Origin of the sequence: Halorarius litoreus, from assembly GCF_024362405.1 — an archaeon.
Lineage (GTDB): Archaea > Halobacteriota > Halobacteria > Halobacteriales > Haloarculaceae > Halorarius > Halorarius litoreus.
Window position 1 is genome coordinate 86,007 of sequence record NZ_CP101454.1, and the last position, 11,983, is coordinate 97,989.

The window sequence follows — 11,983 nt, forward strand, 5'->3', positions numbered from 1 at the left end:
TCGGATACGGCGCTCCAGGGAAAAGGCGTTCCGGGCGCGGAACCCGTCTTCCGCAACTCTGCAACTCTCAACACGTTTTGAATGTCCACAGATAGCCGGCAGAAACGAGAGGGACGGCTGCGTGACACGTCACCGCATGCGAGATGGACTCACCAGACGGTCGCTCCTCCGGGCGGCCGCCGCGGGCGTGAGCGTGGGGGCACTCACCGGCCGAGCGGTGGCGCGCGACGACCGTACCGACCCGTACGCGCGGGTCGCCGCCGAGACCGACGCGGTCCCGCGGCACCTCGTTCCGGGCGCGCGGGGAACGCTCCCGGGCGCGATGATACCGAGCGACGAGAACATACAGAACCCCGAGCAGTGCTACTACCCGAACGGCGGCAAGGAGCTGTACGGGCCGACGGACATCAACGCACAGACGGGCAATCAGGGGCTCTCCGTCGCGCTCAACAGCCGGGGGACGGTGACGGTCTGCAAGTGGCCGCGCCCGTCGTTCTACGACCAGGTGAAGTACTACGCGACCGACCGCTCGGCCGACCACTACGGCGCCGCGCCGAACGCCGGGTCGTTCCTCGGGCTTCGGGCCCGAGTGAGTGGAGAGACACACACCGAGTGGCTCCGCGCGTGGGACAGCGACCAGCGATACGCCGACGACTGGTCGGACACCGTCGTCACCAGCTACCGCCACGACGACCTCGGGCTCGCCGTCGAGGTTCACGACGTGGTCGCCGCCGACGCGGACGCGCTCGTCCGCGAGGTGACCGTGGAGCGCGAGTCGGACTCGCCGGTCGCCGCGACCACGCTGCTCGCGTTCGCCAACGTCAACCCGGTCGTCAGCAAGCTCTCGCGGTTCCCCGTGACGGACTGGTGTCTCGAAGAAGCCAACGCGGACGCCACCCGGTACGACCCGTCGCTCGATGCCGTCGTCCACGAGAAGGTCGGCGTCGACGACTCGACGGGCGAGGCGGAGAGCGTCGCCGTCGCGCTCGGGTTCGCTGCCGCGTCGGCCGAACACCAGGTCGGCGGTGACGCCTACGAGGAGGCCGCGGGACCCACGGGACTGGCCGGCCCCGCGGTCGACGCCTACGACGACGCGAGCGACGGCACGCCGCTCTCGGGCAACGGACGCGTCGCCGGACAGAGTACGGCGGCTCTCGCCCGACCTGTGGATCCCGATGGCGGCACCGCGACGGTCCTGCTCGCCGCCGCCGCGGACACTGGAGGCATCGGCGAGACGCTCGCTTCGGTGCGCGAGCGGTCGGCGTCCGAACTTCGCCGAGAGAAGGCCGACTGGTTCGACGACCAGCTCGGGGACGCGCCACTCCCCGACACCGACGACGACGTTCGAGCACTCGCGGCCCGTGCGCTCGTGACGCTGGTGCAGGCGTTCGACCCCGAGACCGGCACCATCGTCGCATCCATCGCCACGCAGTCCCCCTACGGAGAGGACTGGCCGCGTGACGGCGCGTACTTCAACTATCTGCTGTCGGCGCTCGGCAAACACGACTGGGTCGAACAGCACAACCGGTTCTACGCCCGGGTCCAGCAGGGCAGTTCCAGGGCATACCCGGACCCCGCCATCCCTCCGGGCAACTGGGCGATGAACTACTACGCCGACGGCGTCCCCGGTGGGCCCATCCCGTACGAGATCGACGAGACGGGCTACGGCATCTGGACGCTGTACGACCACTACGCCGTGACGGGCGACGAGCAGTACCTGCGTTCGGTGTGGCCGGCCATCGAGCGCGCCGCCGACTACCTCGTCGAGTGTCGTGACCCGCAGACTGGCCTCCAGTGTCGGGCGTGGGAGGACGACGTGCCGGAGCCGAAACAGACCGTCATCGGTGCGGGGACTGTGTGGAAGGGGCTCGACGCCGCGACGACGGCCGCCGAGGCGCTGGGGAAGGCGGCGACGGCGAGTCGCTACCGTCAGCGGCGCGACGAACTCGCCGAAGCCATCGACGCCCAACTCTACGACGAGGAGGTGGGTGCGTACGGGCCGGTGAACGCCGGCTTCGTGTTCAGCGAGATGGCGTGGCCGCTCGGCTACCGACCCAGCGTGGGTCCGGACCCCGCGAACCCGCTCGACCACCCGCGCATCGAGTCGAACATGGACGCGGACTGGGCGGGACTCGCGACGACGTTCGCCGAACCCGAGGCCGGAACCCGGACGACGGGCCTCTACGAGTCGAAGGGACTGGTGCCGCTGGCGAAAGCCCGGCGCGAGTCGGGGCCGGGGAGCCTCGACCAGGTGAGAGCGGGGCTCCGGTGGGTCGCCACCCACCACGCCACCCCGGACACGAACATCATGGGCGAGGTGTGGACCGTCGAGGCGAACGAGCAGGGCGACCGCGAGGTACGGAGCATCGTCTCCCAGCCGCACGTCTGGGAGCAAATCCTGTTCTACATGGCCGCGCTCGAAGCGTGGCCGCCCGCTGACGTCGATTTCAATCCGGACTCCTACGGCGGCGTGCTGGGGGCGCTTCGGGAACGGAACGCTCCAGACGGGGGGCAGCGAGGCCCACCCGAAGCGGTTCCAGGGAACGGTTCGCCACCGCAGCGTACAGATTGAGAAAAGCCGCGATGTGTTTCGAAAGCGGTGTGACTACTGGAACCCGCGAATCGCCTTCGCCTCGGTCGACTCGTCGCCACCCTCCTGCACCTGTTTGGCGAGGCGTTCGCGCGCCTCACGGATGTTTTCGGCCTGCTCGACGAGCGAGTCGGTCTCGACGTCGATACCCGTGAGCGGGGCGATGCCGTTCGTGAGGATGGCGCGAGCAGCCTCGGGGTCGGGGAACTGCGCCTCCGTCTCGGCGATGAGGCCGACCGCGGGCAGACCCTGCACGTTCGCCTCGTGGAGGAGCGCCCCCGTGGGCCCGGAGACGAGCCCGGCCTCGTTGGGTGGGGCGATGCCGGCCTCGTCGAGTCGGTCGCCCGCCCCGCCGGTCGCGATGCCGTACACCTCCGGGACGCCGTCCTTCTCCTCGGGGAGCCCCGAGAGGAACAGCGGGAAGACGTCGTTGTCGACGAACCAGCCGGTGAGACAGCCCGCGAACTCGCTGGCCTGCGAGGGCGAGACCGGGACGTCGCTCTGGAGCACCAGCAGGTCGCGGCTCTCGTCGGCGTAGATTCGCACCGGGGGCATCGTCTCGCTGCTGTCCGCGCGGTAGACCGCCACCCGCGGCAGTCCGGAACAGAAACAGCTCGCGACGAACTCCATGTCGAACTGCTCGACGAGGTGATCGGCCGCGATCTTCCCGACGAGCCCCGCGCCCGGGAGCCCTTCGACGAGCGTCGGCGAGTCGAGGTCGAGGTCGGCGTGCACGTCCACGTATGCCATACCTAGCCGTTACGCGCCGGGCAGATAAGACTGTGTCACGGGCCGAGACACGACCACCGCCGAAACCCGTGTAACGTGATTACAGGCGGGCTACCTGTCCCCTTTTGTCCCGCCGTGCCGAATCTCCGCTATGTCCACGCTTCCCGCCGCCAGCCACGTCGGCCGCGTCACGCTCCGCGTGAACGACCTCGACCGGCTGGCGCACTTCTACGAGCGCGTCGTCGGCCTCCACGAACTCGCCCGCGAAGACGACCGCGTGACGCTCGGTGCCGGCGACGAACCGCTGCTCGACCTCGTTGCGGACCCCGACGCCCCCGAACGCCCGCTGGAGGAGTCCGGGCTGTTCCACACCGCGTTTCTGGTGCCGGACCGCACCGCACTCGGTGCGGCGCTCGAACGTGTGGCCAACCGCTGGCTCCTCGACGGGGCGTCGGACCACCTGGTCAGCGAGGCGCTCTACCTCGTCGACCCCGAGGACAACGGCATCGAGGTGTACCGTGACCGTCCCCGCGAGGAGTGGTCGACGACGCCCCAGGGAACCGTCGAGATGGACACGCTCCCGCTCGATCTGGACACGCTCGCCGCCGAGAGCGACGGCGCCACGAACGTCCCCGCAACGACGACCGTCGGCCACGTCCACCTGGAGGTGTCGTCGCTCGACGCCGCCGAAGCGTTCTACGTCGACACGCTCGGGTTCGGAGTGCGCGACGACTGGCGACCCGACGCGCTGTTCGTCGCCGCCGGCGACTACCACCACCACGTCGGGCTCAACACCTGGAACGACTGTACCGAGCCCCTATCGAGCCGCGGGCTCGCCGAGTGGGAGTTCGTGGTGCCGGACGACGAGACGCTCCGTGCGGTGCGCGAGCGCGCGACCGAGGCGGGGCTCGCCGTCGACGAGCGTGGCGAGGGGTTCGTGGTCACGGACCCCGACGACATTCCGGTGCGCGTGCGAGCCGAGCGCTAGACGTAGATGTACCCCTCGACGGGGTCGTAGGCGTCGCGGTCGCGTACCTCGAAGTCATCCCGGGCGGCGCGGGCGACCGCGACCGCCGCGACCACCGAGTCCAGCGCGTCACCGCCCGAATCGTTGAGGACGATAGCGTCGAGTTCCTCATCGAGGACGACGCCCCACTCACGTAGCCCGTCGAGGATGGTCTCGCGGCGGGCCGGCGCCTCCGGGTACGTCGCGTCGTTCTTGTACCGCTGACTGGGGAGGTCGAGCGCGCGGAGCGTCGACGCCGGGTAGATTTCGAGCAGCGACGCCGCCTCGGCTCTGGGTGCCAGCGGCTCGATGCTCACGCAGTCGGCGAGCGGGGCGATGATGTCCCGGATGCCGTAGAACGTCTGGGTGCCGACGAGCCAGTGGTACGGCGAGCGCGCCCCCGTCCGGGCGTCGGTGCGCCGTTTGAGGTAGGTCCGCTCGCCACCCGTCCGGCGTTTGGTGCGTTCGGCGAGGTCGCCCTGCAGGGCGTCGGGTGAGTCGAACGCCTCGGCGAACCACTCGACGAACGCGGGCCACGAGTCCGCGTCGTGAACGCCACGGGGAAGCCCGAACGAGCAGTCGAGGCCGACGGCCTCGTCGGTGTCGCGCGAGCCGACGAACTCGCGGAGGCCCGCGTGGGCGGTCTCGCGGTCGGGACCGAACGCCTCGGCAGCCGACCGGACCGACTCGACGCGGAGCGTCTCGCCGTCGTCGGTCGCGGAGGCGAGCCAGATCTTCTCACCGGCGCGGGCCGCGCCGCTGAAATCGACGCCGTGGACCTGCACGGCGCGAGCTACACCCCGGTACCGGAAAAGCACGCTGGCCAGCCGAGGGGTTGAATAGTCGCGACGGTGTACGTTCTGGTATGCCGAAGACGCTCGAGGTCGTCTGTACGCGACCCGACTGTGAGCTGGACATGTTCGAACTCCACTACACGTACGACATGCCCGACGGGACTGGTGCGACGGACTTCCGTTGCCCCTACTGTGGGCAGGCAGACGGGTTAGAGGAAGTCCACGCATGACTGGACTGCGCGAGTTCACCGAGTCCGTCGGGCAGGCCGTTCTCGGCGGGGTGGGCCGCGTCGCCTCCCGCGTGCAGGAGCGCAAGCCCCTCGCCTCGGACCTGCTGGAGAGCGACGACGCCTACCTCGTCGTGTTCGACGCCCCGGGTGCGAAGATGGAGGACATCCAGGTGCGCTACGAGGACGGCACCGTCCGCGTCCGCATCGACCGCTTCCGCGAGTTCCACGACGGGTTCGAGATGCTGTTTCCGGGCCGCGGCCTGACGCTCGACGGGAAGGCCCCGCTCCCCGACGACGCGGCCGTCGACCCGCGGTCGGCGAACGCGACGCTGGCGAAGAACGGCACGCTCCGCGTCGAGGTGCCGAAGGTCGCAGACGACGGCCCCGTCGCCATCAACGAGGACGACGAGGAGGCGACCGAGGACAGCGACGTGAGCGTCGAAGCGGCCGCCCCGGCCGACGACGCCGACGACGCCGACGAATCGGCCGTGGCCGAGGACGACGAACCGAGCGACGACGAGAAGCCCGAATAGCCTTCGTTAGCGGTTCTCGACGTCCATCCCCTCGACGATCTCGAACGTCTCGTCGCCGTCGAACCGCGACGGGTCGAAGCCGCCGATTCCGTCTCCATCGCCGAGCACCTGTTCTGCGAGCCGCTCGGCCACCGCCGGCGCACGCATCAGCCCGTGGCCCTGCCAGCCGGTCGCGACGTAGACGCCATCGGCGAGTTCCCCGACCAGCGGGTCGCCGTCGGGCGTCGCCGTACACAGCCCGGCCCACGCGCGGTCGGTCGGCCACGACCAGCCTAGCGCCTGCTCCTGGTACATCGCACAGTCCGTGACGAACGACTCGTCGGCCTCGCGCGTCCAGTCGTCAGGGTCCTGTTCGACGGCCTCGGTGCCGTCGCCGACGAGCAGCCCGCCCTCCCACGGACGGACGTAGAAGCCGTTCGTCGCGTCGAACAGCATCGGCGGCTCGACATCGATTCGCTCGGTGACGAGCGCCTGCACCCGGTACGGTTTCACGGGGATGGGCGCCACGTCCGCGACCACGTCGCGGGTGTGTGCGCCGGCGGCGACGACGACCGCGTCGTGGTCGTGGGTCCCGTCCCCGGTCGCGACCGCACCGTCGGCGGTGACGGTCGCGGGCGTTCCCTCTCGAATCTCGACGTCGTTCATCCGCGCGAGCAGCGCCATCGTGTTCGTGTACTCTTCGGGGTCGACGTAGCCGGCGTTCTCGGCGACGGCGGCGACCGCGACGTCGTGGGCGACGACCTCCGGGAACCGCTCCTGCAGGTCGGCTCCCGAGAGTAGCGAGACGTCGAGGCCGTGCTCTCGCATCCGGTCGACGTGCTCGCGGATGGCGTCGGCACGCTGTTCGGCGCGGCCTTCGTCACCCGGCCGTGGCTCGCGCGCGAGCCAGACGTACGGACAGTCCGTGAACGAGAAGCTCCCACCCCCCGACAGTTCGCGGAAGCGTTCGAGCGCCCGCACGCCGAGGTCGGCGTCACGGCGGTCCGAGAAGGCGTCGTAACAGAGCCCTGATGCGCGTCCGCTCGACCCCGCAGCGATCTCGTTGGCCTCGTACAGCGTCACGTCGGCGTCGCGCTCGGCGAGGTCGTACGCCAGCGTGACCCCGACGGCGCCACCGCCGATGACTGCGACGTTCATACCTCGGCTTCGAGGTGGGGGATGAAAAGGCTAGAAGAACGCGTCCAGTCCGCGCGCGGGATAGCCGACCACGGTGTCGACGCCCGCCTCGCGGAGCGTGTCCGTCTGCTCGCGGACGGTCGCGGCGTCGCCGACGAGCGCGTAGTCGCGGACGGCCTCGGAGAGCACTTCACGAGCGCGACCTGTCGCGGTGCCGTCGGTCGACGCGCCCTCGGGGAGCGCGCGGACGACCGGCCCGCGACGAGCCGCGTAGCCGCCGACGGCGTCGAGGATGTCGGTCTCTTCGGCGGCGAGCACGACCGGCGCGTACACCGCGAGTCGACCCTCGTAGCCCGCCGCGCGGAGCGCGCGGACGCTCCGTTCGGTGCCACGCGAGAGGAGTTCGTACTGCGTGCCGCCGGCGGCGAGCGCCAGCCGCTCGATACCTTCGGTGCCGACCCACGCCTCGGGGGCAGTCTCGCGGGCGGCGTGCAGGCGCGGGGCGATGGCCTTCGTCGCCTCGGTCTCGGTGAGGTAGGCGCCGTGTCCCGCGACGAGCACGCGCCCGACGCCCTCGAGAAGCGGGAGGTGGGAGTCGTCACCGAGCGGGTCGAACCCGTCGGCGCGGACGGGCGTCGTGGCGAACACCCGCTTGTCGGCGGCGAGTGCTTCGAGGACGGCGTCGCTCGGGAAGTGGGCGTGCCCCTCGTAGTCGATGTTGACGGTGTCGACCGGGAGGTCCACCGCTCGCGAGAGGTCGTGCTCCTTGGGCTTGAGCGCGAGCGCGTCGAGGCCCGCGCGGGAGACGGGCGACTCCTCGGTCAGCATTCGTGGTGAAGTGGAATCGGTTCCGACGGTAATAGTTCTCGCTTTGCGCGAGCGTTGCCGGGGGTGGCGATTCGTCCTCGACGACCGGTCGCGTTAGGCACATCATGTCACGAGTAAGTAGTTCCGTCCGGTATCGGTACGGGAGGTAACGCGTCAATAACCATCAGCAATCCTGCCAACTGATTCGACGATGAGACGAATTGTCCTCGACGCAATAGTGATAAACGCCGTTCTGTGGCTCCTCGCGGCGTTCGCTCTCCTCACCGCAGTGATATTTTACGCCGCGGGCACAGGTGGCGTCATCGTCCTCGACTTTACGCTGTTCGGTGAGCTCTGGGTCGAGGTACTACTGGTGTACGCCATGACGCCAATAATCTCGGTTGGGGTCGCCCACCTACTTTCGAGCTACTTCTTTTCGAACAGGCCCTCGGAGGGGCAGCCGAATCCGGACGAGTCGGCCGGGATCGGGCAGGATGGGTAACGCGTCGTTCGGTTACACCGGGAAGTCGGCGTCGGGGTCGACGACCCGGTCCACCTGTGCGGGCATCTCCCAGCCAGTCGCGAGTTCGAGGAACTGCGCGAGCATCCGCCCCGTGGCGCCCCAGACGGTGAAGCCGTCGACGCGGAAGAAGTGGATGCGGATGTCGCCGTAGTGCGGGTGGTCGCGGCGCTCGCTTTCGTAGTTGTCGAGGTCCATGAGGTCCGTGAGCGAGAGCAGGGCGATTTCGGCGACCTCGCGGCCGTCGGGGATCCACTCCTGGTCGGGGACACGGGCGACGAACGGCCGTACGGAGTAGCGCGTGACGGTCCGGATGTCGTCGATGCGGCCCACCACGTCGACCGCGTCGGTGTGCATCCCGACCTCCTCACGGCACTCGCGGAGCGCCGTCTGCAGCAGGTCGTCGTCCGAGGGTTCGCGGCCGCCACCCGGGAACGACATCTGACCGGCGTGCTCGCCGAGGTGGTCCGCGCGCTTGATGAACAGGAGGTGAGGGTCGCCGGCGTGCTCGATTACGGGGACGAGCACCGCCGCCTCCCGCTGCTCGTCGGTGACGGCGACGGGCTCGTGGGCGGCGACCCGCGAGAGGTCCATACGCGGTGGAGGAACCGACGGCTCTTAGTTCGCTCCCTCGCGGTCGGCCGCGAGCGCGTCGTCGAGTCGCGTGCGGAGTTCGCCCAGTTCGACGGGACCCCACGCCTCCAGGTCGTAGCTCACGTCGAGCAGGCGCCGAATCTCGGCGTCGTCGTCCGCGGCGACGGCGCGGGCCACGTCCCCGCGGAACCGGGACTCGACCGCGTTAGCGAGCGCCGCACGGTCCGGGGCGCGTGGGTCGACATCGAGGATGTGCGGGAGGTCGACCGCGCCCTCCGGAAGGGTGGGAAACGCTGCGGGCCCGACCGCGAGATACGACCCGTCGTCACGGTCGAACGCGACGACCGCGTAGGCGTCGAGCGCCTCGTCCACGGCGCCGTCGGGCACGTCGGCGTCCTGCCGGTAGGCGAGTTCATCGAGGGCCGAATCGAGCTCCGAGCGGGTCAGCGCGCCGAACAGGTCGACGATGCCCGCGATGTCGTCGGGAGTGAGGTTCATAGCGTCCGCAGCGCGTCGGCGGCGGCGTCGAGTACCGCGCCGGGGGTAATGGGTGCGTCGGCCCACGCCGGCAGTCGCGTGTCGGTCTCGGGCGGGCGAATCGCCTCGGCGTAGGCGTCGACCTGCGCACGCTCGTCGCCCCGGTCGTACGCGAGCCCGTTGAACGCCGCGTCGAGCGCGTAGCCGTCGATGAGCGATCCGGCGGCCTCCCGGTAGCGTTCGGGCAGCGTGCCGTAGTCGGGCACGACGCCACCCTCCTCGACGACGTGGAGGAGCGCGGCGCCGACCTCCTCACTCATCGTCGAGAGGCCCGCCGGCCCCGAGACCGCCCGGTGGTCGTGTTCGTGACGCCCGAGGTCGACCTGTGCAGTCCCGTCGACCCCCGCAGCGTCGAAGGCGTCGCCGAGCGTCCCGACTTCGAGTCCCCAGCCGCGCTGTACCCGGAGCGAGCGGGCGACCGCGCTCGTCGCGGCGAACTCCCCGGCGAGTGCGTAGCGGAACGCTGCCAGATAGTCGAGGACCGGCGCGTCGTGGGCGTCGGCGAGCGCCCGGACGAGCGGGGCGTAGAACAGCCGAAAGAGTCGGCCGTAGAGTCGGCCGTTCTCGACGCGGGCGTAGTAGCCCTTCGCGAACGAGAAGTCGTGAGCGAGCGGAAACAGCAGCCGGGCGACGTGCCGCTCCGAGTAGGTTTTCGTGTCCGCGTCGTGGACGACGACGTACTCGGCGGCGTCGGCCGCGACACCGAGCGCGAGCCACACGTCCCGGCCCTTCCCGCGGGCACCATCGAGCCCGTGGTCGGCGAGGAGCGTGGCCACGCCGGGCGCGTCGCACCACAGGACATCGAGGGCAAGGTCGAACTCGGCGAGCCAGTCAGCCACGCCGGGGGCCTGCTCGGCGTCGGCACGGAGCGCGACGACCACTCGCCCGGGGTCGACCGCTTCGAGCGCTGTGAACACTCGCTCGGCGGCGAGCGACGCGTGTTCCCGCTCGGTCATCGGAACGACGACCGCCGCCTCGTCGGTCGGTGCGTCGGGAACCGGGTCGGTGAAGTCGTGCAGCGTGGCGATGCGCTCCTGGACGTACTCCATTACCAGCGAGTAGGGGAGCCGACCCTAAATCACGTGGGGACGCGGCCAGCCGGGAGCCGGTCAGTCGCGTGGAGGCCGACGAGACAGAGGAACACGACCACGAGCGCGCCGCCGGCGACGCCGAACAGCGCGTCGAAGGCGACCCCCGAGTCGGCGAGCCAGCCGACGACGGCGCTTCCGCCCGCTTGTACGAGCATCGCCACGGCGCTGTACGCCGTGTACGCCGACGCCCGGTGGTGGTCCGGGAGCGACGCGAGCAGGTAGGTGTCGGCCGCCGGGAACATGGCGTGGATGACGTACCCGACGAGCGCCGTCACCGCGACGAGCGGCCACAGTCCCGTCGTCACGGTCAACAGCAGGAGGCTCGTCGCGAACGCGACCACCACGCCGAGTAACAGCGGAACGTTCGGAATGCGGTCGGCGAGCCGAGCCGTCACGAGGAAGGCGGGGACGCCCGCGCCGAACAGCACGGAGAGCATGAGGTCGGCCGTTGCCGGCTCCAGTCCCTTCACCCGCATGTACGTCGGGTAGAAGTTGAACAGGCCGTTCCAGACGAAGCCGACGGTGCCGACGACGACGATTCCCGTGGCGACGATGTGCCACTGCGCGCGCGTCGCCCCGAGGAGGTCGCGGTCCTGCGTCCCCGCGTCGGGGAGTGTCGCCTGGCGGGCTGCCACGACGAAGCCGGCGGTGGCGAGCGCCGCCGCAACGGCGACGACGAGGAAGGTCAGCTGCCAGTCCCCCACGAAGAGGATGACCGTGACGATGACTGCGGCGCCCGCGGCCGCCAACTGCGAGGCCATCCCGTGGATGCCGAGCATCCGGCCAACCATCGACGGGAACAGCTCCGAGACGAGGGGGTTCGCGGCGATGAAGTACGCGCCGCTGGCGAGTCCCATCAGGAACGCGCCGACGGTCAGGAGGGGAATCGTGGGCGCGAACGCGGTGAGGAGCGCCGCCGTGAACAGGACGCCACCCGCGCCGGCGACGACACGAGCGCGCGTCGTCTTCGTCAGCAGCCAGCCGGTCGGCACCCGTGGAAGCGCAGAGCCGACCCACGCGGCGCTCGCGACGACGCCGAGCGAGCCGACCGTGACGCCGAAGTCCGCCGCGAGGGGCTCCAGGAGGGGTGCAAACACCACCCGCCCGAAGTTCACGAGGAACACCATCGAGCAGAGGGAGACGAACAGGTGCCGGCGGGACACACGTGATGTTCACACTCGGTTGGCTTGAGGGACACGGAACGCCGCCGCCGAGAACGGTCGTCGGTATTTTTACCCCACCCCCTCTACCACCTGCCATGGATACCGTTCGGCAGGGATTACGCGCAGGCGATATCGAGAAGGACACCTACGAGCGACTCATCTGCGCCCACTGCAACGAGCGGCTCAAAACCCGCAACGACCCCGACGAGGTGTTCAAGGTGCGGCACTGCCCCGACTGCGGCCGCGAGTACAAACAGGTCGGATAGCCCACTC

General features: G+C 69.9%; 14 protein-coding genes. 6 read left to right on the forward strand and 8 right to left on the reverse strand.

Features of this window, described 5'->3' with window-relative positions:
* Window positions 1-136: 136 nt before the first annotated feature.
* Entirely contained in the window at window positions 137-2,572 is a 2,436-nt protein-coding gene (locus tag NL126_RS00475) for a glycoside hydrolase family 15 protein (RefSeq protein WP_255196933.1), read from the forward strand.
* A gap of 33 nt (window positions 2,573-2,605) precedes the next feature.
* Here NL126_RS00475 and NL126_RS00480 read toward each other — a convergent pair whose 3' ends face one another.
* Window positions 2,606-3,340 carry a proteasome assembly chaperone family protein gene (locus NL126_RS00480; protein WP_255196934.1) on the reverse strand — a complete coding sequence of 245 codons (735 nt, stop codon included), beginning with the start codon at window positions 3,338-3,340 and terminating at the stop codon, window positions 2,606-2,608.
* A 130-nt stretch (window positions 3,341-3,470) separates the two neighbouring features.
* On the opposite strand from NL126_RS00480, the gene NL126_RS00485 reads away from it, so the two are divergent.
* Window positions 3,471-4,307, forward strand: a complete 837-nt coding sequence (locus tag NL126_RS00485) for a VOC family protein (RefSeq protein WP_255196935.1) — start codon at window positions 3,471-3,473, stop codon at window positions 4,305-4,307.
* Here NL126_RS00485 and NL126_RS00490 read toward each other — a convergent pair.
* Entirely contained in the window at window positions 4,304-5,110 is an 807-nt protein-coding gene (locus tag NL126_RS00490; protein WP_255196936.1) for a DUF429 domain-containing protein, read from the reverse strand. The two genes, NL126_RS00485 and NL126_RS00490, sit on opposite strands and share 4 nt — an antisense overlap.
* Window positions 5,111-5,190: 80 nt before the next feature.
* On the opposite strand from NL126_RS00490, the gene NL126_RS00495 reads away from it, so the two are divergent.
* On the forward strand, window positions 5,191-5,349 hold the full coding sequence (locus NL126_RS00495; protein WP_255196937.1) for a DUF7559 family protein: 159 nt from the start codon (window positions 5,191-5,193) through the stop codon (window positions 5,347-5,349).
* The gene (locus tag NL126_RS00500; RefSeq protein WP_255196938.1) at window positions 5,346-5,882 is read left to right on the forward strand and encodes an Hsp20/alpha crystallin family protein; all 537 of its coding nucleotides are present in this window, start codon (window positions 5,346-5,348) and stop codon (window positions 5,880-5,882) included. Before NL126_RS00495 ends, NL126_RS00500 begins: the two co-directional genes overlap by 4 nt.
* Before the next feature lie 6 nt (window positions 5,883-5,888).
* On the opposite strand, the gene NL126_RS00505 is transcribed toward NL126_RS00500, so the two are convergent.
* Together NL126_RS00505 and NL126_RS00510 are read right to left on the reverse strand one after the other, a co-directional pair.
* Window positions 5,889-7,019 (reverse strand): NAD(P)/FAD-dependent oxidoreductase, encoded by a 1,131-nt coding sequence (locus NL126_RS00505; protein ID WP_255196939.1) that lies wholly within the window; start codon window positions 7,017-7,019, stop codon window positions 5,889-5,891.
* 30 nt (window positions 7,020-7,049) lie between these two features.
* Entirely contained in the window at window positions 7,050-7,826 is a 777-nt protein-coding gene (locus NL126_RS00510) for a DUF7388 family protein (protein WP_255196940.1), read from the reverse strand.
* A gap of 190 nt (window positions 7,827-8,016) precedes the next feature.
* Between NL126_RS00510 and NL126_RS00515 the strand changes: the two genes are divergently transcribed.
* Window positions 8,017-8,307: a hypothetical protein gene (locus NL126_RS00515; RefSeq protein WP_255196941.1), complete on the forward strand. Its 291-nt coding sequence runs from the start codon at window positions 8,017-8,019 to the stop codon at window positions 8,305-8,307.
* Between the two features lie 12 nt (window positions 8,308-8,319).
* Here NL126_RS00515 and NL126_RS00520 read toward each other — a convergent pair whose 3' ends face one another.
* The 4 genes from NL126_RS00520 to NL126_RS00535 are packed head-to-tail and all read right to left on the reverse strand — an operon-like array spanning window position 8,320 to window position 11,674.
* Window positions 8,320-8,919: an NUDIX hydrolase gene (locus NL126_RS00520; RefSeq protein ID WP_255196942.1), complete on the reverse strand. Its 600-nt coding sequence runs from the start codon at window positions 8,917-8,919 to the stop codon at window positions 8,320-8,322.
* A 24-nt stretch (window positions 8,920-8,943) separates the two neighbouring features.
* Window positions 8,944-9,417 carry a DUF7109 family protein gene (locus NL126_RS00525; protein ID WP_255196943.1) on the reverse strand — a complete coding sequence of 158 codons (474 nt, stop codon included), beginning with the start codon at window positions 9,415-9,417 and terminating at the stop codon, window positions 8,944-8,946.
* On the reverse strand, window positions 9,414-10,505 hold the full coding sequence (locus tag NL126_RS00530; protein WP_255196944.1) for a glycosyltransferase family protein: 1,092 nt from the start codon (window positions 10,503-10,505) through the stop codon (window positions 9,414-9,416). The genes NL126_RS00525 and NL126_RS00530 overlap by 4 nt, the downstream gene beginning before the upstream one ends.
* Window positions 10,506-10,534: 29 nt before the next feature.
* The gene (locus NL126_RS00535) at window positions 10,535-11,674 is read right to left on the reverse strand and encodes an MFS transporter (RefSeq protein ID WP_434084175.1); all 1,140 of its coding nucleotides are present in this window, start codon (window positions 11,672-11,674) and stop codon (window positions 10,535-10,537) included.
* Window positions 11,675-11,805: 131 nt separating this feature from the next.
* Between NL126_RS00535 and NL126_RS00540 the strand changes: the two genes are divergently transcribed.
* Window positions 11,806-11,976 (forward strand): HVO_0758 family zinc finger protein, encoded by a 171-nt coding sequence (locus NL126_RS00540; RefSeq protein WP_255196947.1) that lies wholly within the window; start codon window positions 11,806-11,808, stop codon window positions 11,974-11,976.
* Window positions 11,977-11,983 lie beyond the last annotated feature (7 nt).